Source organism: Leifsonia sp. LS1, assembly GCF_020521355.1.
Taxonomy (GTDB): domain Bacteria; phylum Actinomycetota; class Actinomycetes; order Actinomycetales; family Microbacteriaceae; genus Leifsonia.
Genome location: NZ_BPER01000002.1, coordinates 370,392 through 393,711 on the forward strand (window position 1 = coordinate 370,392; position 23,320 = coordinate 393,711).

At 71.3% G+C, this 23,320-nt stretch carries 23 protein-coding genes and 1 tRNA gene; 6 read left to right on the forward strand and 18 right to left on the reverse strand.

The window, feature by feature from the left end:
- Positions 1-15 precede the first annotated feature (15 nt).
- Genes LLS1_RS05080 through LLS1_RS05100 form a run of 5 tightly spaced genes read right to left on the reverse strand, consistent with a single transcriptional unit; the run spans position 16 to position 5,891 of the window.
- Positions 16-1,323 (reverse strand): DUF58 domain-containing protein, encoded by a 1,308-nt coding sequence (locus LLS1_RS05080; RefSeq protein WP_226653853.1) that lies wholly within the window; start codon positions 1,321-1,323, stop codon positions 16-18.
- 1 nt (position 1,324) lies between these two features.
- Positions 1,325-2,386, reverse strand: coding sequence for a MoxR family ATPase (locus LLS1_RS05085; RefSeq protein ID WP_226653854.1), 1,062 nt, complete (start codon positions 2,384-2,386; stop codon positions 1,325-1,327).
- Positions 2,387-2,399: 13 nt separating this feature from the next.
- Positions 2,400-2,882: a pantetheine-phosphate adenylyltransferase gene (gene coaD / locus LLS1_RS05090; protein WP_226653855.1), complete on the reverse strand. Its 483-nt coding sequence runs from the start codon at positions 2,880-2,882 to the stop codon at positions 2,400-2,402.
- A 55-nt stretch (positions 2,883-2,937) separates the two neighbouring features.
- The gene (locus LLS1_RS05095) at positions 2,938-5,154 is read right to left on the reverse strand and encodes an ATP-dependent DNA helicase RecG (RefSeq protein ID WP_226653856.1); all 2,217 of its coding nucleotides are present in this window, start codon (positions 5,152-5,154) and stop codon (positions 2,938-2,940) included.
- Positions 5,151-5,891, reverse strand: coding sequence for a tetratricopeptide repeat protein (locus LLS1_RS05100; RefSeq protein WP_226653857.1), 741 nt, complete (start codon positions 5,889-5,891; stop codon positions 5,151-5,153). The genes LLS1_RS05095 and LLS1_RS05100 overlap by 4 nt, the downstream gene beginning before the upstream one ends.
- 78 nt (positions 5,892-5,969) lie before the next feature.
- Here LLS1_RS05100 and rsmD point away from each other — a divergent pair, with 78 nt between their 5' ends.
- Positions 5,970-6,542 (forward strand): 16S rRNA (guanine(966)-N(2))-methyltransferase RsmD, encoded by a 573-nt coding sequence (rsmD, locus tag LLS1_RS05105; protein WP_226653858.1) that lies wholly within the window; start codon positions 5,970-5,972, stop codon positions 6,540-6,542.
- A gap of 99 nt (positions 6,543-6,641) precedes the next feature.
- Here the strand turns inward: rsmD and thiL are convergent, their stop codons facing one another.
- On the reverse strand, positions 6,642-7,643 hold the full coding sequence (thiL, locus tag LLS1_RS05110; RefSeq protein ID WP_226653859.1) for a thiamine-phosphate kinase: 1,002 nt from the start codon (positions 7,641-7,643) through the stop codon (positions 6,642-6,644).
- Positions 7,644-7,669: 26 nt separating this feature from the next.
- Here thiL and LLS1_RS05115 point away from each other — a divergent pair, with 26 nt between their 5' ends.
- Positions 7,670-8,212: a DUF3515 family protein gene (locus LLS1_RS05115; protein ID WP_226653860.1), complete on the forward strand. Its 543-nt coding sequence runs from the start codon at positions 7,670-7,672 to the stop codon at positions 8,210-8,212.
- Between the two features lie 207 nt (positions 8,213-8,419).
- Here LLS1_RS05115 and LLS1_RS05120 read toward each other — a convergent pair whose 3' ends face one another.
- The 8 genes from LLS1_RS05120 to LLS1_RS05155 all read right to left on the reverse strand — a co-directional run bounded on the left by LLS1_RS05120 (position 8,420) and on the right by LLS1_RS05155 (position 16,773).
- Entirely contained in the window at positions 8,420-9,517 is a 1,098-nt protein-coding gene (locus LLS1_RS05120) for a D-alanine--D-alanine ligase family protein (RefSeq protein ID WP_226653861.1), read from the reverse strand.
- Entirely contained in the window at positions 9,414-10,562 is a 1,149-nt protein-coding gene (locus tag LLS1_RS05125; RefSeq protein ID WP_226653862.1) for an NAD(P)H-dependent glycerol-3-phosphate dehydrogenase, read from the reverse strand. The genes LLS1_RS05120 and LLS1_RS05125 overlap by 104 nt, the downstream gene beginning before the upstream one ends.
- Positions 10,555-11,343 (reverse strand): 1-acyl-sn-glycerol-3-phosphate acyltransferase, encoded by a 789-nt coding sequence (locus tag LLS1_RS05130; RefSeq protein ID WP_226653863.1) that lies wholly within the window; start codon positions 11,341-11,343, stop codon positions 10,555-10,557. Before LLS1_RS05130 ends, LLS1_RS05125 begins: the two co-directional genes overlap by 8 nt.
- 19 nt (positions 11,344-11,362) lie before the next feature.
- The gene (murA, locus tag LLS1_RS05135; protein ID WP_223360630.1) at positions 11,363-12,730 is read right to left on the reverse strand and encodes a UDP-N-acetylglucosamine 1-carboxyvinyltransferase; all 1,368 of its coding nucleotides are present in this window, start codon (positions 12,728-12,730) and stop codon (positions 11,363-11,365) included.
- Complete coding sequence (leuD, locus tag LLS1_RS05140) at positions 12,727-13,326, reverse strand: 3-isopropylmalate dehydratase small subunit (RefSeq protein WP_226653864.1); 600 nt, start codon at positions 13,324-13,326, stop codon at positions 12,727-12,729. The genes murA and leuD overlap by 4 nt, the downstream gene beginning before the upstream one ends.
- Positions 13,326-14,816 carry a 3-isopropylmalate dehydratase large subunit gene (leuC, locus tag LLS1_RS05145; protein ID WP_223360628.1) on the reverse strand — a complete coding sequence of 497 codons (1,491 nt, stop codon included), beginning with the start codon at positions 14,814-14,816 and terminating at the stop codon, positions 13,326-13,328. The genes leuD and leuC overlap by 1 nt, the downstream gene beginning before the upstream one ends.
- Before the next feature lie 119 nt (positions 14,817-14,935).
- On the reverse strand, positions 14,936-15,691 hold the full coding sequence (locus LLS1_RS05150) for a PP2C family serine/threonine-protein phosphatase (protein ID WP_226653865.1): 756 nt from the start codon (positions 15,689-15,691) through the stop codon (positions 14,936-14,938).
- Entirely contained in the window at positions 15,688-16,773 is a 1,086-nt protein-coding gene (locus LLS1_RS05155; protein WP_226654040.1) for a TerC family protein, read from the reverse strand. Before LLS1_RS05155 ends, LLS1_RS05150 begins: the two co-directional genes overlap by 4 nt.
- Before the next feature lie 210 nt (positions 16,774-16,983).
- Between LLS1_RS05155 and LLS1_RS05160 the strand changes: the two genes are divergently transcribed.
- Complete coding sequence (locus tag LLS1_RS05160; RefSeq protein ID WP_226653866.1) at positions 16,984-17,196, forward strand: KTSC domain-containing protein; 213 nt, start codon at positions 16,984-16,986, stop codon at positions 17,194-17,196.
- Between the two features lie 74 nt (positions 17,197-17,270).
- Here the strand turns inward: LLS1_RS05160 and LLS1_RS05165 are convergent.
- From LLS1_RS05165 to LLS1_RS05175, 3 genes are all read right to left on the reverse strand, one after another.
- Positions 17,271-17,346, reverse strand: a tRNA-Glu gene (locus LLS1_RS05165).
- Positions 17,347-17,428: 82 nt separating this feature from the next.
- Entirely contained in the window at positions 17,429-18,331 is a 903-nt protein-coding gene (locus LLS1_RS05170) for a diacylglycerol kinase family protein (protein WP_226653867.1), read from the reverse strand.
- Positions 18,332-18,432: 101 nt separating this feature from the next.
- Positions 18,433-20,550, reverse strand: coding sequence for a heavy metal translocating P-type ATPase (locus LLS1_RS05175; protein WP_226653868.1), 2,118 nt, complete (start codon positions 20,548-20,550; stop codon positions 18,433-18,435).
- 114 nt (positions 20,551-20,664) lie between these two features.
- On the opposite strand from LLS1_RS05175, the gene LLS1_RS05180 reads away from it, so the two are divergent.
- Together LLS1_RS05180 and LLS1_RS05185 are read left to right on the forward strand one after the other, a co-directional pair.
- Positions 20,665-21,303, forward strand: a complete 639-nt coding sequence (locus tag LLS1_RS05180; protein ID WP_226653869.1) for an MBL fold metallo-hydrolase — start codon at positions 20,665-20,667, stop codon at positions 21,301-21,303.
- On the forward strand, positions 21,300-22,700 hold the full coding sequence (locus LLS1_RS05185) for a deoxyribodipyrimidine photo-lyase (RefSeq protein ID WP_226653870.1): 1,401 nt from the start codon (positions 21,300-21,302) through the stop codon (positions 22,698-22,700). Before LLS1_RS05180 ends, LLS1_RS05185 begins: the two co-directional genes overlap by 4 nt.
- A gap of 29 nt (positions 22,701-22,729) precedes the next feature.
- On the opposite strand, the gene LLS1_RS05190 is transcribed toward LLS1_RS05185, so the two are convergent.
- Complete coding sequence (locus LLS1_RS05190; RefSeq protein ID WP_226653871.1) at positions 22,730-22,993, reverse strand: hypothetical protein; 264 nt, start codon at positions 22,991-22,993, stop codon at positions 22,730-22,732.
- A gap of 81 nt (positions 22,994-23,074) precedes the next feature.
- On the opposite strand from LLS1_RS05190, the gene LLS1_RS05195 reads away from it, so the two are divergent.
- On the forward strand, positions 23,075-23,266 hold the full coding sequence (locus LLS1_RS05195; protein WP_226653872.1) for a hypothetical protein: 192 nt from the start codon (positions 23,075-23,077) through the stop codon (positions 23,264-23,266).
- Positions 23,267-23,320: the final 54 nt, after the last annotated feature.

The following is a 23,320-nucleotide window of genomic DNA, read 5'->3' on the forward strand; positions in this document are numbered from 1 at the left end:
ACGGGGATGGACTCGCTAACCATGCGTCACCGCCCGCTGCCGGGCCAGCGCGCGCTGCCAGCTGGTGGCGGCGTCCTCGCCGGGCGCGCACGCGACGCAGAGCCACCCCGCGTCGGCGAGCAACTCCTCCACCTCTGGTGGCGTCGAGGCGGCCAGGAACGCCACCGCCGGGTCGCCCATCGACCGGAGCGCGGCCAGCGAGCCGAGCTCGGCCGTGCCGCCGAGGAGGAACGCGAACACCGGAACCGACCGCCCCGCGCGGCGGAGGCCGGTCGCGAGCTCGGCCACGGCGTCGTCGCGCGGGGAGACGCCCGGCTCGACGCCGGCGAGGTCGGCCAGCAGGAGGCGATCGGAACCGCTGAGATCGAACGTCGGGCTGGTGGCGCCGAGCGTCCCGGTACGACCGGCACCACTGCGTCCGGTCAGCTGACGCTCCGCCGTCTCGACGACGCTCACGGCGAATCCCTCGTCGAGCAGGTGGACCCCGACCGAAGCCATCAGATCGATCTGCGCCTCGAACGCGGCCTCGTCGGCGAGACCGTCGCGGGTGTCCAGCAGCAGCCACGCCTCGGGGTTGCTGCGCTGCTCCTCCTGGCGCACCATCAGCTTGTCGTGACGCGCCGTCGCCCGCCAGTGCACCCGTCGCAGCGGATCGCCGGGGCGGTACTCGCGCGCGATCAGCTCGTCGGCGCTCGGGATGCTGTGGCGCAGCAGCTCGTGCTCGGTGCCCTCGCTGTGTGCGACGTCCAGCTCGCCGTGGGCGAGCGGTACGACCCGCGGCGTGACCAGGAGCGCGCGCGGCTGCCCGAGCGCGTACTCGGCGTAGGCGATGCCGAACGGATCGGTGCGGCTGATCACGAGCGGGCCGACCGGGTGGGAACCGCGCTTCTCGGCCAGCACCTCCTGTCGCAGCACGGTCGTGTCTCGGCCCTGGAGATCGCGCGCGTCGTGCGGGCCGAGGCGTGGGAACGGCGCGCGCCCCTGCACGTCTATGCCTGCGGGGGCGAACTCCCGCCAGCGGGCGGCGGGACTCGGCCGGCCGCTCAGATTGCGAGCGGTCGTGACGATGGTGGTGGTCTCCCCCACCGCGACCACATCGGGGTGGAAGCTGCGAGTGACTCCCAGCCGCGGCCGGTCCCAGGTGACGGAGATCATCGCGGCGAGCGGCAGGACCGTCAGGAAGACGCCGACGAAGAGCACGTCCGTCCTCCCGAGCAGGGCGGAGGCGATCAGGGCGGCCACGCCGACCCCGCCCAGCGTCCAGCCGCGCGCGGTCGGCCGCGGCTTCGTCAGCGGGCTGGACGCCCGGCCGCGGCCCGGCACGTTAGCGGCCGCCCGAGCCGATCGCGCCGGAGCCGACCGGCACAGGCGTGGAGGCGACGATGCGCCGGACGATGTCGGCGATGACGGGCGCGCTCTCGTGGTGATGTCCCAGCGCGCGACTCGTGGGCAGGAGACGGTGACCGAGCACCGGCACGGCGAGGGAGTCGACGTCGTCGGGAAGCACGAAGTCGCGTCCGTCCAGTGCCGCCAGGGCTTTCGCCGCCCGGATCAGCTGCAGCGTCGCGCGCGGGCTCGCCCCCAAGCGCAGGTCGCGATCCTCCCGGGTCGCGCGCACCAGATCGACGGCGTACTGCTTCACCGGGGCGGACGCGAACACGCTGCGCGCGGTCGTCATCATGGAGCGCAGCTGCTCCGACGTCACCACCGGGCCGATCCGCGAGAGCGGGCTCGACGTGTCACGCGTCGTGAGCATCGCGAGCTCGGACTCCTCATCCGGATAGCCCATCGCGATGCGGGCCATGAACCGGTCGCGCTGCGCCTCGGGGAGGGCGTACGTGCCCTCCATCTCCACCGGGTTCTGGGTCGCGACGACGATGAACGGGGCGGCGAGCGGATAGGTCGAGCCATCGACCGTGACCTGCCGCTCCTCCATGCACTCCAGCAGCGCCGACTGCGTCTTGGGGCTCGCACGGTTGATCTCGTCGCCGATGACGATGTTCGCGAAGATCGCGCCCGGCTTGAACTCGAAGCGGCGCTCCACCTGGTTGTAGACCGAGACGCCGGTGACGTCGCTCGGCAGGAGGTCGGGGGTGAACTGGATGCGGCTCACGGTGCAGTCGACCGACTTCGCCAGCGACTTCGCCAGCATCGTCTTGCCGACGCCGGGCACATCCTCGATCAGGAGGTGGCCCTCCGCGAGCAGCACCACCAGCGCGGTTCGCACGGCGTCGTGCTTGCCGTCGATGACCGACTCGACGTTCACGGTGATCTGCTCGGCGGCGCGACGGAGCTCCGCCAGATCCATGCCCGCTGCGGCGCGGCCCGCCTCCTCCTCCGGTGCGAGCGAGGGTTCCGTGGGCTGGCGCGTCGCGTAGCTGTTCATGGCTCCTGCACTCTCATCTCGATGACAGCAGTTCGAAGACCGCGGGCGGGACGTACGGACTCACGTCGCCGCCCAGCGCCGAGACCTGACGCACCAGGGAGCTGGAGACGTGCGCGTTGGCGGGGTTGGGGAGCAGGAACACCGTCTCGACATCGGCGAGGTGGCGGTTCACGATCGCCATCGGCGTCTCGTATGCGACGTCCACCTGCGAACGGATCCCCTTGACGAGCACGTGCGCCCCCACGTCCGTGCAGTAGTCGACCAGCAGCCCCATCGACCAGGAGGCGACGATGACGTTGCCGGTGATCCCGGCCTCCTCGATCGACTTCTCCAGCAGCGAGACCCGCTGCGCGATGGGCAGCAGAGCCGACTTGTCCGGGTTGTGGACCACCACGACGTGGACTTCGTCCCAGAGCCGGGCGGCGCGTTCGATCACATCGAGGTGACCGAGGGTGACCGGGTCGAACGATCCAGGGACTACGGCGATCCTGTTCATAGGGCACCAGACTATCCCGCGGTACCCGGCATTTCGTTGTGAATCCGTTACCTTGTCACGACTTGCCGAGGTAGGCGCGCTCCGCCTCGTCGAGCCTCCTGGCCAGCGCGGCCTGCAGGGCGGGGACCGCCGCCAGGCCGCCCTCGGCGTCGAGGGTCTCCGCCGCGGCGACGCGCGCCTCCTGGATCAGGTCGCCGTCGGCCGCGACCCGCAGCAGCCGCAGGGACGACCGGCCGCCGGACTGCCGGCTGCCGAGCACGTCGCCCTCTCGTCGCAGCTCGAGGTCGACGTTGGCCAGCTCGAAGCCGTCGAGCGTCGCCGCCACCGCCTCCACCCGCTCGCGCGCCAGCGATCCCTCCTCGGCCGACGTCACCAGCAGGCAGAGTCCCGGGATCTCGCCCCGGCCGACCCGGCCGCGCAGCTGGTGGAGCTGAGAGACGCCGAACCGGTCGGCGTCGAGCACGACCATGGCGGAGGCGTTCGGCACGTTGACGCCCACCTCGATCACCGTCGTGGCGATGAGGATGTCGATGTCGCCGGACGCGAAGGCGCGCATCACCTCGTCCTTCGCGTCGCTCGCGAGCCTGCCGTGCAGCACGCCGACGCGGGACCGGGCGAAGAGCGGATCGGCGCGCACCTGCGCCGCCACCGACTCGACCGTGGCGACCGCGCGCGGCGCTCCGTCGTCCGCGGCGTCCTCGGGCTCCTCCCGCTCGCCTCCGTCGTCCTCGACATCCTTACCGCTGATCGCCGGGCACACCACGAACACCTGGCGGCCCTTCGCGATCTCCTCGGACGCCCGCTCCCAGATGCGCCGCTCCCAGCCGGGACGATCGGCCAGGGGCACGACGAAGCTCTCGATGCCCTGGCGACCGGCGGGAAGCTGGGCGATCGTCGACACGTCGAGGTCGCCGAAGACCGTCATGGCGACCGTGCGCGGGATGGGCGTGGCGGTCAGCACGAGCACGTGCGGGGGCGTCCCGCCCTTCGCCCGCAGCGCCTCCCGCTGCTCGACGCCGAACCGGTGCTGCTCGTCGACGACGACGAGCCCGAGGTCGAAGAAGGTCACCGCGTCGCCGAGCAGCGCGTGGGTGCCGATCACGATGCGCGCCTGGCCGGAGACGGTGCGCAGCAGTGCGCGCTTGCGCTCCGCGGCGCTCAGCTGCCCGGTGAGCAGGGTGGGCATGAGCTGCGCGGAGAGGTCGGGGCCGAGCATCGCCGCGATCGACCGCAGGTGCTGCGCCGCGAGCACCTCGGTCGGGGCGAGCAGCGCGGACTGGCCGCCCGAGTCGGCGACGGCGAGCATCGCCCGCAGCGCGACGAGCGTCTTGCCGGAGCCGACCTCGCCCTGCACCAGCCGGTGCATGGCAGCGGTTCCGGCCAGGTCGGAGCCGATCTCGGCGCCGACCAGGGCCTGGTCGTCCGTCAGCGAGAACGGCAGGGCCGCATCGAAACGTTCGAGCAGGCCTCCGGGCTCGGCGCGCCGCGGCGTCGACGGGACCGTGCGCGCCGCGGCGCGTTGCTGCAGCAGCGCCGCCTGCAGGACGAACGCCTCCTGGAAGCGCAGGGCGTCGCGAGCCCGCTGCCACTGCGCGTCCTTCTGCGGACGGTGGATGCCCTCGAGCGCGTCGCGGTACGACAGCAGACCGCGTTCGGCCGCGATGGAGGCGGGCACGGGGTCGGGCGCGGTGTCCAGGGCGTCGAGCGCGAGTTCGACGGCCTTCTGCACCTGCCAGCTCGCGACCGTGCCGGTCGCCGGGTAGATCGGGATGGGCGTCTGCGCCCACGACGTCGCGGCGGAGCTGCCGGGTGCCACCGCGTTCTCGGAGTCGGGCTCGAAGAGCTCGTAGTCGGGGTGCGCCAGCTGGAGCGCGCCGCGGTAGGCAGAGACCTTGCCTGCGAAGATGCCGCGCACGCCCGGCACGAGGTCCTTCGAGCGCCAGGACTGGTTGAAGAACGTCAGCGTCAGGATCCCTTCGCCATCGGAGATCTTCACCTCGAGGATCGACCCCCGGCGCGCTCGCATGGACCGCTCTTGCACGCGGAGCACCTCGGCGATGATCGTGACGTTCTCGTCCAGCGGCAGATTGGCGAGCGCCGTCAGCTCGCCACGGCGTGCGTACCGGCGCGGGAAGTGATGCAGGAGGTCGCCCACGGTGCGCATCCCGAACGCCTTCTCGAACGCGGAGGCCGTGCGCCCCCCGAGCACGCCGGCGAGCCGCGAGTCGAGCGTGATCGCGCCCTCGGCAGCCGGGGCGGAGGCGTTGGTCATGGTTCGATCGTAGGCGCTGCCCCCGTCAGCGCGGCGAGCTCGGCGACGACATACGGATCCTCGGGACGCTCCTCGGCGAGTCGTCGCTGCAGCTCGAGCGCCTCCTCCGCGCGACCGGCGCTGCGGAGCGCACGGGCGACCGCCCAGCGCGCGGCGAACCGCTGATCGGGGGTCCCGTACTCGACAGCGGCCTCCAGAGCCCGGTCGAACTCGCGCAGAGCGGCTTCCGCGTCCCCCTCCTCCAGCAACGACCAGCCGCGGTTGCTGCGGAGCGCGACGCGCCAGCGGAGGATGCGCGGATCCGTCGTCGCGGCCAGCTCGGCGTCGGCCTCCTCCGTCCACTGCTCGCCGCGCGCGGGATCGGCGATCGCGAGCATGTGCGCGGCGTCGACGGCCAGGAAGACGTCACCCTCCCGCCGGGCGGCCTGCACCGCCTCCTGGAACATCTCGACCGCCTCGGCATGGCGTCCCTCGGTGTTGAGCAGGCGCCCGCGTTCCAGCACGATCCGCACGTGGAGGATGCCCGTGGCAGGCTCCAGTGACGCCAGCAGGGCGTCCGCCTCGGCGAAACGGCCCTGCAGGCCGAACGCGCGCGCCCGCTGGGTCTGCAGCTCAGCACGGACCAGCTCGGGGCGGTCGGGTCGCGACGCCGCCGCCGCGATCCGCTCCGCCGAGCCGACCGGGTCGTCGACGTCCCACAACGCGTCGAGCTCGGGTTGTTCGAGGCGCTCCACCATGGCCCCTATCTTGGTGCCGTCGCCCGGCGAAGACCAGTGCGCGATGGTGGTATCCCGTGCCGCTAGGCTCGGTGTGCCATGACCCGCATCGTCTCCGGTTTCGCCGGCTCCCTCACCCTCCAGGTGCCGAAGAGCGGCACCCGCCCGACGAGCGACCGCGTGCGCGAGGCCGCCTTCTCGGCGCTCGACGCGCGCGGCGAGGTGCACGGCGCGCGGGTGCTCGACCTGTTCGCCGGCTCGGGCGCCCTCGGTCTCGAGGCCGCCAGCCGGGGCGCCTCCTCCGTCGTCCTCGTGGAGCGGGGTGCCGCGGCCGCGCAGATCTGCCGCCGCAACGCCGCGGCCGTGACGAAGGCCGCCCCCGCGTCCGCGCGCCCGACCGTCGACGTCCGGGCCACCAGCGTGCAGTCGTACCTCTCCGGCGCTGCCGGCCCGTTCGACCTCGTGTTCGTCGATCCGCCCTACGATGTGGGCGATGCCGAGCTGCTGGACGTGCTGACCGCGCTCGTCCCTCTTCTCGTGCCCGGCGCCACCGTCTGCGTCGAGCGCAGCACCCGCACCGGCGAGCCCGCCCTCCCGGACGGGCTGGAGCTCACGCGCCGCAAGGACTACGGCGAGACCGCGCTGTTCTGGCTGACCCGCACCGCGCACTGACGCCCCCTCCCCCCGCGAGCATCGCGGGGTCGCGAACTGCCGCAATGCGGCCGGCTGAGCGGCAGGATGCGACCCCTGAACGTGATCGCGCGGACGCGGTCAGCCGGCTGCGCCGTCCCACTCGAGGTACGGGTCCCAGCCGCCGCGCTCGTCGAAGGGGCGGCCGGCGACCAGCAGGCCGCTGCCGTCGCGCACCGCGCCGATCCGGCGGAAGCCGCCGGGAAGCGCTGCGCCGGCCGGGAAGGCGGCGAACAGGCCGTGGTCCTCTCCCCCGGTGAGGGCGGCGCGCGGGTCGTCACCGAGCAGACCGGGGTCGAGATCGATCGCGACACCGCTGGCCTCGGCCACCCGCCGGGCGTCGAGCGCCAGGCCGTCGGAGAGGTCGAGCATGGCGGTCGCGCCCGCGTCCGCAGCGCGGGGGCCGTCGGCGACGGGAGGCTCCGGCCGCAGCTGCGCACGGACGGCGTCGGGATGCGCGGCCACGACGGCCGCGAACCGATCGCGGTCGGGCACTCCGGACGCATCGACGGCCTCGTCGAAGAGCAGACGGAGTCCCGCAGCGGCCGCTCCCAGCCTCCCGGACACCGCGACCACGTCTCCGGGCCGCGCCCCGCTGCGCAGCACCGGAGCGCGCCCCTCGAGGTCGCCGAAGGCGGTCACGGCGAAGGTCAGCGTCTCCGATACCGACAGGTCGCCGCCGACGACTCCGCAGCCCGGGGCGAGTGCCTCGCACGCCAGGCGGAAGCCGTCCGCGATGGCCTCGAGGTCGGCGACGGGAGTGTCGGCCGGAGCCGCGATGGCCACCACCAGCGCGGTCGGGACGGCGCCCATCGCGGCGACATCGGAGAGATTGGTGGCGGCGGCCTTCCAGCCGAGATCCTCCGGCGACGACCAGGCGAGCCGGAAATCCGGGCCGTGGACCATCATGTCGGTCGTGACGACGTACCGGCCGTCGGGGGCGGCGAGCACGGCCGCGTCGTCGCCGGGGCCGACCACGGTGGCCGACGACCCGGGGAGGCGGGGGAAGATGCGGCGCAGCGCCTCCCGCTCGGAGACCTCTCCGATCGTCGCGCCGGCCGCCGTGCTCTCAGACATTCCCATGTCTGGAAACGCTAGCCTGAATCATCGTGACCGTCCGCCGCACCGCCCTCGCCTCCGTCCTCGCTGCAGGAGCCATCGCGCTCGCCCTGACCGGATGCGCGCCCACCGTCTCGCTCGACCCGGGCGCCGACGCCAACGACCCCGGCTGCGCCGAGATCAGCGTGCGCCTGCCCGACACGGTCGCAGACAAGGACAAGCGCGTGACGGACGCGCAGGCCACCGGTGCGTGGGGCGACCCCGCAGCGGTCATCCTGCGCTGCGGCGTCCCCGACATCGGGCCGACCACCCAGCCGTGCGTCAACGTCAACGGCGTGGACTGGGTGCTGATGACGGACCCGACCGCCAAGACGATCGTCTATCAGACCTTCGGCCGCACCCCCGCGACGGAGGTCGTGATCGACCACGTGGCCGGCGTGTCCGACTCGTCGGTGCTGCCCGAGTTCGCCTCCGCCGTCTCGACGGTCAAGCAGACCAAGCAGTGCCTGTCGACGCTCGACACGAGCCTCACCCCAAGGGACGGCGCGACCGACGGGTCCACGCCGACGCCGACGCCCACGCCCACCCGCTGAGCGGCATCCGCCGCCCCGCCGGACGACCGCGGTCGCGCGGGACGAACGCGGTCGCGCGGGACGAACGCGGTCGCGCGCCGCGCAGCGTTCGTCCCGAACCGCAGCGCGCCAGGCCACCCGCGCGCCGCACGGCAGCGACCGCGGTCGCACGGGACATCCGCGGTCGCGCGCCGCGCAGCGTTCGTCCCGAACCGCAGCGCGGGGCGCTCAGGCCGCCGCGCGCGCCAGCGCCACCTGGATGAGCTCGTCGATCAGATCCGGGTACGACAGCCCCGACTCCTGCCAGCAGCGCGGGAACATCGAGATCGGAGTGAAGCCCGGCATCGTATTGATCTCGTTGACGACGAAACCGTCCGCAGTCAGGAAGAAGTCCACGCGCGCCAGGCCCTCTCCCCCGATGGCGTCGAACGCGCGCACGGCGAGATCGGTCATGTCGGAGAGCTCGGCCGCGCTCAGGTCGGCCGGGCAGACCAGGTCGATCCCGGGGGCGTCGAGGTACTTCGCTGCGAAGTCGTAGAAGTCGCGCCCGGAGACGACGACCTCGCCCGCGACGGACGCACGCGCAGCCTCCCCCGGTCGGCCGCCGAGCACGGCGATCTCCACCTCACGGCCGACGACGGCCGACTCGATCAGCACCCGGTCGTCTTCGGCGAGGGCGACCTCGATGGCGGCGGCGAGCTCCGACCAGTCCTTGACCTTCGTCACGCCGACGCTCGACCCCGCCCGCGCCGGCTTGACGAACGCGGGAAGCCCGAGGTCACGGGCTTCGGCCTCGACGGCCTCCGGAGCGGCGCCCCACCGGTGAGCGGTCACGGTCTGCCACGGGGCGACAGGGATGCCCGCCTGCAGCAGGACGGTCTTCGTGAAGTGCTTGTCCATCCCGAGCGCGCTGGCGAGAACGCCGCTGCCCACGTAGGGCAGGCCGACCAGCTCGAGCAGGCCCTGCACCGTGCCGTCCTCGCCCCACGGACCGTGCAGGATCGGGAACACGATGTCGACGTCGCCGAGGGACTCCACCGAGCCGTCCGGATGCGTGACGGTCAGTTCGCGGGTCGTGGCGCTCTCTGGCCAGTGCACGCGGGTGCCGTTGTCCTCGACCTCGGGGAGCGCCTCCGCGTCGAGCGCGAACCGCTCGGCGTCGTCCGGCTGAAGGGTGAAGGCGCCGTCGTGCGTGATCCCGATCGGGATGACGCGGTAGGCGCTACGGTCGATCGCCGCGAGGACCCCGGCCGCCGTTGCGCAGCTGATCGAATGCTCGCTTGAACGCCCCCCGAAGAGAAGAGCCACTGCGGCCGTGTCCGTCATCCGTCGTCCTTTCGCCTTGCGGCTCGTCCGAGTCCGTCGTGAGGTGCGGCGCGATGTCCTTCGGATCGAGCGTTCCGGCGAGCACCTGGCTCACCTGCCGCACGATCGGCATGTCCACGCCGCGCGCCTCCGCCAGGCTCAGCACGGGGGCGACCGAGGCCAGCCCCTCCGCCGTCTGGTTCATCTGTTTCACCACGTCGGTGAAGCTGTAGCCCTGGCCGAGCAGCCGCCCGGCGGTGTTGTTGCGGCTGAGCGACGACTCGCAGGTCGCGATCAGGTCGCCGAGGCCCGCGAGCCCCGAGAGGGTCTGGGCCTCCGCCCCGTACGCCACGGCGAAGTCGGTCATCTCGACCAGCCCGCGCGTGATGATCGAGGCCTTGGTGTTCTCGCCGTAGCCGACACCGTCGACGATGCCGATCGCGACGGCGATGAGGTTCTTCAGCACGCCGCCGAACTCCGTGCCGATCACGTCGGTGTTCACGAAGCTGCGGAAATACCGGTTGGTGGCGGCCATCGCGACCGTCTGCGCCGTCTCCAGGCTCACCGACGAGACCACGGCCGCGGTCGGCTGCTCGCGCGCGATCTCGAGCGCGAGGTTCGGGCCGGAGGCGACAGCGATCCGCTCGGCCTCGATCGGGAGGGCCTGGGCGATCACCTCGCTCATCCGCAACCCGGTGCTCTTCTCGACGCCCTTCATGAGGCTCACCACGATCGTGGACGGGCCGAGGAACGGCTGGACGGCGGCGAGGTTCTCCCGCAGCGTCTGGCTCGGGATCGAGACGAACACGACTTCCGCGTCGCGCAGCGCCTCTCCGAGCTTCGACGTCGCCCGCAGGTTGCGCGGCAGATTGATGCCCTCGAGGTAATCGCTGTTGCGCTTGACCTCGTTGATCTCGCGCGCGAGCTCCGGACGGCGCGCCCAGAGCACGACGTCGGACCCTCCGTCGGCGAGGATCTTCGCGAAGGTGGTCCCCCAGCTGCCGGCGCCGAGAACGGCGATCCGACGGGGAGCGGGAGGCAGTGCGGTACGAGCCTTGCTAGCCATCGAAGCGGCCGGTCTCCTTCTGGTTGTGCTGCGACGGGTCCCACCGCTGCGCGGGCGCCTTCTCGCCGCGGAGGTCCTCGAGCAGGGCGGTGATCGCCGCCATGATCACCGCGGTGGCCTCGGCCAGCGTCGCGGAGTCGAGGCTGCGCCCCTCGAACGCCGAGAGGTCGACGGGGTCGCCGACCTTCACGTCGATCGTCTTGCGCGGGAAGAAGCTGATCTTCTTCGAGTACCGCGCCATCACCTGCTGCGTGCCCCAGTGCGCCATCGGGATCACGGGGATGCCGTGCTCCAGCGCCATCCGGGCGGCGCCGGTCTTGCCGCGCATCGGCCACATGTCGGGGTCACGCGTGAGCGAGCCCTCCGGGTAGACGACGACGATGCGCCCCTCGTCGATGATCTTCTGCGCCGCGTCGAGCGGCGCAGCGCCCCGGGCAGCTCCGCCACGAGCGACCGGCACCTGACCGGACCTGCGCAGGAACCAGCCGACGACGGGCACGCGGAACAGGCTGTCCTTGGCGAGGAAGCGCGGCAGCCGGCCGAGCCGCCACAGCACCATCCCCATCATCACCGGGTCGATCTCGCTGTAGTGGTTCGGAGCGACGATGAACGCGCCGTGACGCGGCAGCTTCGCTCCGTCCGCGATACGGAACCGCGCGAGCAGACTGCCCAGCGGCACGATGAGGAACGCCAGGACCCAGAAGATCGACGGACGGCTCTTCTCGGAGCGTTGACGCTTCACCGGGGGACGCGGGACGGCGGGATCTTCGGGATGGGACACATCCCTATTATCCGTGCCGTCACCCTTCGAGGACGAAGTCCGCTCCGAGCAACTCCAGCTTGGTGATGAAGTTCTCGTAGCCGCGGCTGATGATGCCGACGTTGCTGACGGTCGAGCGGCCCTCCGCGGTCAGCGCCGCGATCAGGTGGCTGAAGCCGCCGCGCAGGTCGGGGACCTCGATGTCGGCGCCCTTCAGCTCCGTCGGGCCCATGATGACCGCGGAGTGGTTGAAGTTGCGCTGGCCGAAGCGGCAGGCGTGGCCGCCGAGGCACTCTTTGTGCACCTGGATCTTGGCACCCATGTCGATGAGCGCGTCGGTGAAGCCGAAGCGCTGCTCGTAGACCGTCTCGTGGACGATCGACACCCCCTCCGCCTTCGCGAGAGCGACCACCAGCGGCTGCTGCCAGTCGGTCATGAACCCGGGGTGCACGTCGGTCTCGATCACGACGGGCTTCAGCGGTCCTCCCGGGTGGAAGAACCGGATGCCGTCGTCGTGGATCTCGAAGGCGCCGCCGACCTTGCGGAAGACGTTGAGGAAGGTCAGCATCTCAGGCTGGCGGGCGCCTCCGACGTAGACGTCCCCGCCCGTGGCGAGCGCGGCGGCCGCCCAGCTGGCGGCCTCGTTCCGGTCGAACAGCGCGGTGTGGCTGTAGCCGACGAGCTTCGCGACGCCCTCGATGCGGATCACGCGATCGGTGTCGACCGAGATGATCGCGCCCATCTTCTGCAGGACGTTGATGAGGTCCATGATCTCGGGCTCGATCGCCGCGCCCTTGAGCTCGGTGATGCCATCGGCGCGCACAGCGGTGAGCAGCACCTGCTCCGTCGCCCCGACGCTCGGGTACGGCAGCTCGAGCTTGGCACCGTGGAGGCCGTTCGGGGCGCTCATGCGGATGCCGCTCGGCAGCTTGTCGACGACCGCCCCGAACTGGCGCAGCACCTCGAGGTGGTAGTCGATCGGGCGGTCGCCGATGCGGCAGCCGCCGAGATCGGGGATGAACGCCTCGCCCAGGCGATGCAGGAGCGGGCCGCAGAACAGGATCGGGATGCGGCTCGACCCGGCGTGCGCGTCGATGTCGGCCATGTGGGCCGTCTCGACCGCGCTCGGGTCGAGCAGCAGCTCACCCGCGACGCCGTCGGTCACCTTGACGCCGTGCACCTCGAGCAGACCGCGCACCACGCGGACGTCGCTGATGTCCGGCACGTTCCGCAGGACGCTGGGGCCTTCGCCCAGGATGGCGGCGACCATGGCCTTCGTGACGAAGTTCTTGGCGCCGCGGACCTCGATGCGGCCCCGGAGGGGGATGCCGCCGTTGATCGTGATGCGGTCGCCCTTGAGGCCGACGCGCGCTCCTGCTGCCTGAGCGTCCTGAAGAAGTGAGTTCAAAGTTTCACCGGGAGGGTCTTGGGCCGCCAACCAGCACGGCCGCTTTCGTATTCGGAGATTCGCGCTTCATCACGCAGGGTGAGGGCGATGTCGTCCAGCCCTTCGAGCAAACGCCAGCGAGTGTAATCGTCGATGTCGAAAGACACCTGTACCTCGCCGATCGTCGCAGTCTTGGCAACCAGATCGACCGTCGCCGCTATTCCCGGCTGCGCTTCGATGGCCGCCCAGAGGCGCTCCGCGTCCTCCTCCGTGATCTGCCCGGCGAGCAGGCCCTGCTTGCCGGAATTGCCGCGGAAGATGTCGGCGAACCGGGGGCTCAGGACGACCCGGAAGCCGAAGTCCCGCAGCGCCCACACGGCGTGCTCCCGGGAGGAGCCGGTGCCGAAGTCGGGACCGGCGACGAGCACGGTCGCGCCCTGGTAGGCGTCCTGGTTGAGGATGAAGTCCGGGTCCTGGCGCCAGCCGTGGAAGAGGGCGTCCTCGAAGCCGGTCTTGGTCACGCGCTTGAGGAACACCGCCGGGATGATCTGGTCGGTGTCCACGTTGGAACGGCGCAGCGGGACGGCCACACCCGTCACGGTCTCGAACTTCTCCATCAGGCGTTCACCTTCTCCCCGGCGCGCGTGTCCGCGTCGCCGCCGTCCGGCGTGTCGCCGCCATCGTTATCCAAGTCCCAGGGGCTGGACAGGGTCCCGCGGATCGCCGTCGCTGCCGCGACCAGGGGCGACACCAAGTGGGTGCGGCCGCCCTTGCCCTGCCGGCCCTCGAAGTTGCGGTTCGAGGTGGAGGCGCAGCGCTCCCCGGGCGCCAGCTGGTCCGGGTTCATGCCCAGGCACATCGAGCAGCCCGCGAAGCGCCACTCGGCGCCGAACTCCTCGACGATCTTGTCGATGCCCTCCGCCTCGGCCTCGATGCGCACGCGCGCGCTGCCCGGGACGACCATGACGCGCACGTTGTCTGCCTTCTTGCGCCCCTTGATCAGGGAGGCGAAGGCGCGCAGGTCCTCGATCCGGCTGTTGGTGCAGGAGCCCATGAACACGGCGTCGACGGGGATGCTCTTCATCGGGGTGCCGGCTTCGAGATCCATGTACTCCAGCGCGCGCTCCGCGGCGGCCCGGGCGTTGGGGTCCTCGATCTGCGCGGGGTCCGGCACGTTCTGGCTGAGCGAGACGCCCTGGCCGGGGTTGGTGCCCCAGGTGACGAACGGCTCGATGTCGGCGGCGTCCAGGTAGACCTCTGCGTCGAAGACCGCGTCGTCGTCAGTGGCGAGGGTGTCCCAGTATGCGACGGCCTCGTCCCAGTCGGCGCCCTCCGGCGCGTGGGGGCGGCCCTTGAGGTAGGCGTAGGTGGTCTCGTCGGGCGCGACCATGCCCGCGCGGGCCCCGGCCTCGATCGACATGTTGCAGATCGTCATGCGCCCCTCCATCGAGAGGGAGCGGATCGCGCTGCCGCGGTACTCGAGCACATAGCCCTGCCCGCCGCCGGTGCCGATCTTCGCGATGACGGCCAGGATGATGTCCTTCGCGGTCACGCCGGGGCGCAGGTCACCCTCGACGGTGATCGCCATGGTCTTGAACGCCTTGAGCGGCAGGGTCTGCGTCGCCATGACGTGCTCGACCTCGCTGGTACCGATGCCGAACGCCATCGCGCCGAACGCGCCGTGCGTCGAGGTGTGCGAGTCGCCGCAGACCACGGTGATGCCCGGCATCGTGAGGCCGAGCTGCGGGCCGACCACGTGCACGATGCCCTGCTCGACGTCGCCCAGCGAGTGCAGGCGGATGCCGAACTCCTCGGCGTTGCGGCGCAGCGTCTCGATCTGCGTGCGGCTGGTCAGATCGGCGATGGGCCGGTCGATGCCGATGGTGGGCGTGTTGTGGTCCTCGGTGGCGATGGTGAGGTCCGGACGGCGGACCGGCCGGCCGGCCATGCGGAGGCCGTCGAAGGCCTGCGGACTGGTCACCTCGTGCACCAGGTGCAGGTCGATGTAGATGAGGTCGGGCGTGCCGTCCTCGCCCTTCACGACCAGGTGGTCCCGCCAGACCTTCTCTGCGAGGGTCAGCGGAGTGCGATCGGTCTCGGTCGTCATTGTGCTCGTGCTCCTTAGCGTGCGTGCGGATCAGCCGTCGACGGACTCCGCGGCGAGAGTGGCCTGAGAACTAGGACTCGCCGCGGCGGCTAAGGAGGAGAAGACCTGCGTGCACGGAGTCAGGATATCACCGACGGTCCGTCGGTCTCATCGATGGTCACGACGACGACCGTGACGTTGTCGTGACCGCCCGCCGCGACGGCGGCCTCCACCAGCTCCCCCGCCGGATCCTCGGGGGCGGAGGCGAGGACGGCCGCGATGCGCTCGTCGGACAGCTCGCGGGTCAGACCGTCGGAGCAGATCAGCAGCGTGCGGCGCGAGGCGTCCGGCAGCAGCGCGGTGTCGGTGTCGACGAAGTCCTCCGCGCCCAGGGCACGGGTGATGACGTTGCGCTCGGGGTGCACGGCCGCCTGCGCTGCCGAGATGAGGCCGGCGTCGACGAGTTCCTGCACCGCCGAGTGGTCGACGGTCAGCTGGGTCAGCGCGGAGCCGTCCCACTCGTACACGCGGGAGTCCCCGACGTTCACGACCAGCCAGTGCTCCGCCGCACGCTCGGGGACGCGCACACGCACCACGCCGGCGAGGGTGGTTCCGGCGACGGCGGCCCCGGACTCGTCCGCTCCCGAGAGCGCCCGGACGGCCGCGTTGGCCTCGTCGATCGCGGCGACGACCTCCTCCGGCGTCGGCCGGCTGCCCGGCTGCAGCGTGCGCGCCAGGCTCTCCAGCGCCGTGCGGCTCGCCAGATCGCCGCGGGCGTGGCCGCCCATCCCGTCGGCCACGAGGTAGGCCGGGTCCTCGGCGAGGAAGGAGTCCTCGTTCACGTGGCGTACCGCCCCGATGTCGCTCCGGGCGCTCACGCCGACGTGTGAGGTCATGTGCGGGGGTCCTCCTGCTGATCGCGCGGGACCGGGACCTCGCCGGTCACGGCCTCCGGGGCCTCGTCGGCCTCGTCGTCGTCGCCGTGGATGGCCTCGGCGATGGTTCCGCCACTCATCCGCAGCTTCACCAGACTTGCAATGGTAGCGACAACCATCGACCCGACGATCACCGCGAGCGACGTCCAGGTGTCGATGTCCGGCGCCCACTCGAGGTGCTGGCCGCCGTTGATGAACGGCAGCTCGTTCTCGTGCATGGCGTGGAAGACGAGCTTGACGCCGATGAAGGCGAGGATGAACGCGATCCCGTACTTCAGGTACACGAGCTTGTCGAGCAGATGACCGAGCAGGAAGTACAGCTGGCGCAGACCCATGAGCGCGAACACGTTGGCGGTGAAGACGATGAACGGGCTCTGCGTGATGCCGAAGATCGCCGGGATGGAGTCGAGCGCGAACAGCAGGTCCGTCGTGCCGAGCGCCAGGAAGACGATGATCAGGGGGGTGAACATCCGCTTGCCCGCAACCGTGGTGCGGAGCTTGTTGCCGTCGTACTGGTCGGAGACCTTGAGGTGCTTGCGCATGAAGCGGATGAACCAGCTGTCGTCCGTTCCTTCATCGTCGTGGTTGCCGAACGCCTGGTTGAAGGCGGTCCAGAGCAGGAACGCGCCGAAGATGTAGAAGATCGGGCTGAAGCTCGCGATGAGGCTCGCCCCCAGCAGGATGAAGACGCCGCGGAAGATCAGAGCCAGGATGATGCCCACCATGAGCACCTCCTGCTGGTACTTCCTGGGCACCGCGAACCGGCCCATGATGATGACGAACACGAACAGGTTGTCGATGCTGAGGCTGTACTCCGTGAGCCAGCCGGCGAGGAACTGCCCCGCGTGCTCCGCATCGCCCAGCAGCAGCATGAGCAGCGCGAAGATCAGCGCGAGACCCACGTAGAACGCGATCCAGAGCGACGACTCCTTCGGGCTCGGGATGTGCGGGCGCTTGAAGACGATGAGCAGGTCGAACGCGAGCACCAGGAGGAGCACGACGATCGAGCCGACCTCGAACCAGAGCGGGAGGGCGAGTTGCATGGAGGACCTTTCGAAGGGCATCGGAAATGAGCCGAAAGTCTCTCCCGCACCGTCTCCAGTGCCGCTGCGCCCGGGTCCAGAGCGGACCGTGATGACGTTCACAGCGCCGGCGGCGGTGCACGCACCGCGGCCGTCCGGGATACTCCCCTTCGCGATCACTCATCCTACCGGACTCCCCCGCGCTCGGCGCACGCGCGTACAGTGCCGCGCGTGGAGTGGGTGGAGTTCGAGAGCGCCGCGGTCGCCGCGGCGGGTTTCGACGATCGCGAGCACGTGCTGGAGATCGTGTTCCGGTCCGGAGCGCGCTACCGCTACCGGCTGGTCTCCGACCGGATTTGGCACGAGTTCCGCTCCGCGCCGTCGGCCGGTCGGTACTTCGCGGAGCGGATCAGAGACCACTTCCCGACGGAATGGATCTCGTGAGGAAGCCGCGTTCCCCGGCCGGCCGCGCGACACGACGAAGCCCTCCCGGGCATGGTCCGAGAGGGCTTCGTGAGTGGTGACCCCAGCGGGATTTGAACCCGCGTTACCGCCGTGAGAGGGCGACGTCCTAGGCCGCTAGACGATGGGGCCGTGTTTTGACAACTCAATGATCATGCCACAGGTCGGCGGCATCCTCCAAAACGGGGCGCCCAGCCCGGGTGTGTCGCGACCCTCAGGCGAGGACGCGGAGGGCTCCCGGCACCACGGAGACGTCGACGGGCAGCGGGCCGATCCGCTCCCCGTCCGCGTAGACCACGACCCCCTCCGCGTCGAGGCGGACGGTGCTCACGGAGTGGAAGGAGACCTCCGGGAGGTCGGTGTGCTCGCCGCGGAAGACCGTCGGGAAGAGACGCAGGAAGCGCAGGCGCGACATGCGCCGCACGACGAAGAGGTCGAGACGGCCGTCATCGAGCGCTGCGTGCGGCACGATGCGCATCCCACCGCCGAGGGAGCGGTTGTTGGCCACGGAGACGAGCATCGCCTCCGTCTCGATGGTCTCGCCGTCGACGACGAGGCGGTACGGGCGCGGGGCCAGGGTGGCGAGCTCCCGGAGCAGCGCGAGGATGTACCGGCTGCGTCCGCGCGGACGGGTCATGTGGTTGGCGCGCTCGTTGACGGTGGCGTCGAAGCCGGCCGAGAGCACTGCGCCGAACCAGGTGGAGAGGCCGCCGTGACGCACCACCCCCGCGTCGATCGTGCGCGGCTCTCGGCCGAGCGCGGCGAGGAGGTGCGCGATGGCCGCGTGCGTGTCGCCCACCGGGATCCCCAGGCCGTCGGCGAGGTCGTTGCCGGTGCCGCTCGGGACGATGCCGAGAGGGACGGTCGTCTCGGCGACGATGTTGATGCCGAGGTTCGCCATGCCGTCGCCCCCGACCACGACCAGCGCGCCGGCGCCGGCCGCCACCGCGCGTGCGGTCTCCCTGCGCAGGAGCTCGATGTTCGCCTCGTCGATCGCGACCACGATGTGTCCGGCCTCGCGCAGGCGTTCGACGACCAGCGGGCCGACCTCCCGGCGGTGGCCGAACGAGGCCATGGGGTTGACCGCGACCACGACGGTTCCGGGATGTGCGGCCATAGTGCACGATGATGGCACACGGCCGCCGGAACGGCGGGGTCGCGAACCGCTGGTATGGCGGCGCCGGAGCGACGATTCGCGACCCCGCTGCGGGGCGGATCTCAGAGGCGGACGCGTCGCAGCAGCTGGGCGTTGAGGGCGACGACGATCGTGGAGACCGACATCAGCACGGCGCCGAACGCCGGGGAGACGACGATGCCGGCACCGGTCGCCACACCCGCTGCCAGCGGCAGCGCGATCACGTTGTACCCGGTCGCCCACGCCAGGTTCTGGAGCATCTTGCGATAGGTCGACCGCGAGAGCTCGACCACCTTCGCCACCCCGCGCGGATCACTGGCGGCCAGCACGATGCCGGCCGACTCGATCGCGACATCCGTGCCCGCGCCGATGGCGATGCCGACGTCCGCCTGCGCGAGCGCGGGTGCGTCGTTCACGCCGTCGCCCACCATCGCCACCCGGGAGCCGTCTTGCTGCAGACGCGCCACGGTGCCGGATTTGTCGCCCGGGAGCACCTCCGCGTAGACCTCGTCGATTCCGAGGGTCGCGGCGACCGCCTCTCCGACCGGTCGTGCGTCGCCGGTGAGCATGGCGACACGGATCCCGCGGTCCCGGAGAGCGCGCACGGCGTCCGCCGACTCGGGCCGGACGACATCCGCCAGCGCGATCGCACCGGTGACGCGATCGCCGCGGAGAACGTAGACGACCGTCTGCCCCTGCGCCGAGGCCTCCTCCACCATGCGGGCGACCGAGCCCGCCGCCGTCGCTCCCGTCTCGGCCAGCAGCCGCGGCGCACCGACGACGACGCGTTCGCCCGAGACGGTGGCGGCGGCACCGCGGCCCCCGAGCGCCTCGAAGTCCGTCACGGAGGGGATGGACAGCCCTCGCTCGCGGGCGGCGGCGACGATCGCACGAGCGATCGGGTGCTCGGCCGGCGCCTCGACGGAGGCGGCGAGAGCGAGCAGGGCATCGTCGTCGCCGTCGACGGCGGTCACGGCGGCGACGCCCTGACGCCCCTCGGTGAGCGTGCCCGTCTTGTCGAAGAGGACGACGTCGATGCGGCGGGCGTCCTCCATGGCGTGCCGGTCGCGGATGAGGAGTCCGTTGCGCGCGCCGATCGCCGTCGAGATCTGCGCCACGAGCGGGATGGCGAGGCCGAGCGCGTGCGGGCAGGCGATGATGAGCACCGTCACGACGCGCTCGAGCACGAACGCGGGGTCACCGGGGCGGAGCAGGATCCAGACGACGAGGGTGATCGCAGCGACCGCGAGCGCGACGTAGAACAGCCAGGCGGCCGCGCGGTCGGCCAGGATCTGCGTGCCCGACTTGCTGGCCTGAGCGTCCGACACCAGGCGCATGATCCCGGCGAGCGCGGTGTCGCCCCCGGTCTTCCCGACACGGACGACGAGCGACCCGCTGCCGGAGATGCTTCCGGCGACGACCTGCTCCCCCGTCCCCCGGGTGACCGGCTTCGACTCTCCGGTGAGCAGGGACTCGTCGAGATCGCTGCGTCCGTCGACGATCTCGCCGTCGACCGGCACGGCGGCGCCCGGCCGCACCCGCACGAGGTCGCCGACCCGCAGCTCCTCGACGGCGACCGTCTCGGGGTCGGCATGCGGGTCGGCGAGCCGCTCGGCGGTGTCCGGCAGGAGTTTCGCCAACTGGCCCAGCGCGTCCTGGGCGCCCATGACCGCCGACATCTCGATCCAGTGGCCGAGCAGCATGATCAGGATGAGGGTGGCGAGCTCCCACCAGAAGTCCATGCCCGGCAGGCCGAGCGTCACCGCGAGGCTGTACCCGAACGCGACGACGATGGCGAGCGAGATCAGCGTCATCATCCCCGGCTGTCGCGACCGCAGCTCGCCGACCGCTCCGCGGAGGAACACGAGCCCGCCGTAGAAGAAGATCGCGATGCCGAAGACCGCGGGGATGTATTGGCTGCCCGGGAACCGTGGGCCCGACAGACCGAGGATCTCCTGCAGGCCGTGCGAGAAGACCAGGGTCGGGATGGTCAGCACGAGCGTCAGCCAGAACTTGCGGCGGAAGATCGCCGGGTCGTGGCCGGCGTGCGCGGAGTGGTCGTGGGCGGAGTGATCGTGGGCGGAGTGATCGTGCGCGCCGTGATCGTGCGCGCCGTGATCGTGCGCGCCGTGGCCGTGCTCCGCGTGCGAGGTCATCGCGCCGTCCGTGTGCTGGTGCTCGTGTGCGTTCGTGCTGTCCATGACACCCGGAACGATACCCCTACCGGGTATATTCCGCCAGCCCCTCCCGCGCATTCGGAGCCGGTCCCCCTCCGTCGGCTTGCACCGGTCGGCCGTTCGGTATTTCCTGGGGGAATGAGACTCACGAAGTTCGAACACGCCGCGTTGCTCCTCGAGGATTCGGGGAAGAAGCTGTTCGTCGATCCGGGCAGCTTCACGACGCCCGTGACCGACGCGGCGAACACCGTGGCCGTGGTGATCACCCACGAGCACGCCGACCATTGGACGCCGGAGCAGCTGAAGCGCGTGCTCGACCTGAGCCCGGACGCGCGGATCTTCGCGCCCGAGGGCGTCGCGCGGGCGGCGGCGGACTTCGACGTGACCGTCGTACACGCCGGCGACACCGTCGAGGCCGGGCCGTTCACGCTGCGCTTCTTCGGCGGGGAGCATGCCGTGATCCACTCCAGCATCCCGACCGTCGACAACCTGGGCGTGCTCATCAACGACGAGCTCTACTACGCGGGCGACTCGTTCACGATCCCCGACGGCGTCGAGGTCGACATGCTCGCCGCGCCCGCTGGAGCGCCGTGGATGAAGGTCGCCGAGGTCATGGACTACGTGCTCGCCGTGAAGCCCAGGCGCAGCTTCGCGGTTCACGAGATGGTCCTCTCCCGGGCGGGCAAGGATCTCTCGAACGCGCGCATCGGGTGGGCCACCGAGCAGAACGGCGGAAAGCACTTCGCGCTCGAACCCGGCGACTCCCTCGACCTGTGAGCGCGGGCCGATCCGGCGGCGGAGCCGGGACGGCGGACGCGCCCGCCGTCGTCTGGTTCCGGGACGATCTGCGGGTCGCCGACAACCCGGCCCTGCGGGCGGCCGCCGACTCCGGCCGCCCGGTTCTCTGCCTGTTCGTCTTCGACGAGGAGTCCGCGGGGATCCGCCCGCTGGGCGGGGCAGCGCGCTGGTGGCTGCACCACTCGCTCGCCGCGCTGGCCGACGACCTCGGACAGCGCGGCGCCCCGCTGATCATCCGGCGCGGTCCGGCCCAGCGCGTGGTCGCCGATGTGCTGCGCGAGGCGGGCGCCGCCGCCGTGTTCTGGAACCGTCGGTACGGCGGCGCAGAGCGGCGCATCGACGAGGCGATCAAGTCCGCCGCGCGCGCGGCAGGGATGGAGGCGACCAGCTTCGCCGCGAACCTGCTGTTCGAGCCGTGGACGATCCGCACCGGATCCGGGACGCCGTTCTCCGTCTACACGCCGTTCTGGCGCGCCTGCCTGGCCGCGCCCCCGCCGCGCAAACCGCTGCCCGCGCCACGAGAGCTGCGGCGCGCCTCGCCTGTCGACGGGGACGCCCTCGACGATCTGGGTCTTCTGCCGACCGCCCCCGACTGGGCGGGCGGCCTGCGCGAGGCCTGGGAGCCCGGCGAGAAGGCGGCGCGGCGGCGGCTCGTCGAGTTCTTGGACGAGGACGTCGCCCGCTACCGCGACGATCGCGACACCCCGGGCATCGCCGCGACCTCCCGGCTCTCCCCCCGCCTGCGCTGGGGCGAACTGAGCCCGCATGAGGTGTGGCACGCGACGGCGGAGGCCCGCGACCAGACCAACGCGGCCGGCGCGAGTGCCTTCGTGAGCGAACTGGGCTGGCGCGAGTTCGCGCACCACACCCTCTACGAGCATCCCGACCTGGCGACCGTCAACATCCATCGCGAGTACGACTCCTTCCCCTGGCCCCGGTTGCATCCTGCGGCACTACGGGCCTGGCACCAGGGTCGCACCGGCATTCCCCTCGTGGACGCGGGGATGCGGGAACTGTGGACGACCGGGATCATGCACAACCGCGTGCGCATGGTGGTCGCGTCGTTCCTCGTCAAGAACCTCCTGGTCGATTGGAGGCGGGGCGAGCAGTGGTTCTGGGACACGCTGGTCGACGCCGATGCGGCCAACAATCCGTTCAACTGGCAGTGGGTCGCCGGCAGCGGGGCGGACGCCGCTCCATACTTCCGCGTCTTCAACCCCGAACTGCAGCGCACCAAGTTCGACCCGCACGGTGACTACGTGCGCCGCTGGGTTCCGGAGTGGGACACCGGCGACTACCCGGAGCCGATCGTCGATCTCGCCGAGACGCGCCGGGCCGCCCTCGCTGCGTTCGACGTGGTCAAGAAGGCCCGCTGACCGTGAGCGCCGCCCGTCGGCGCCGACCGTCAGCGCGCGTGGTCGGCGAGGATCTGGTCGACGTCGATGCTGCCGAGGAGGGCGGTCCAGTCGAGGTTCCTGGCCTCCTCGGCCTGCGCCTCCTCCGCCAGCACGCGCCCGCTGCGCTCGACCACGACGCCGCGCGGCAGGCGGCGGTTCAGCTCGGCGAGGATGGCGTCGTCGACCGCCTCCGCGTCGAAGTCGGCGCCGACACGGGCGAAGTAGTCGCCGGAGACGGTGTAGGAGACGATCCCGGTTTCGATGCGGCTCATGGGCCGCATGCTACTCCCGCAGCGCGAGATTCAGGCGAGGGCCGGACGAGGCTCGAGCCGACCGCGAGTACCGTGCACGGCATGACCGATCGTGACGAACAGCCCACGGCCGACGGCACCACGACCGCCGCCGACCTCCAGGAGACCGTGGCCGGCCTCGGAGAGACCCGCGAAGACCAGCTCGAGACGGTGGCGGAACGCAACGACTCGCTGGAGGAACGCCTGCCCGGCCAGCACGCGGAGCCGCAACACGGCTCCCCCGACCAGGGGTAGGCCGCCACGGAGCGGCCCGGACAGGGGACTGCCGACCCGGGCCGCCGCCCGATA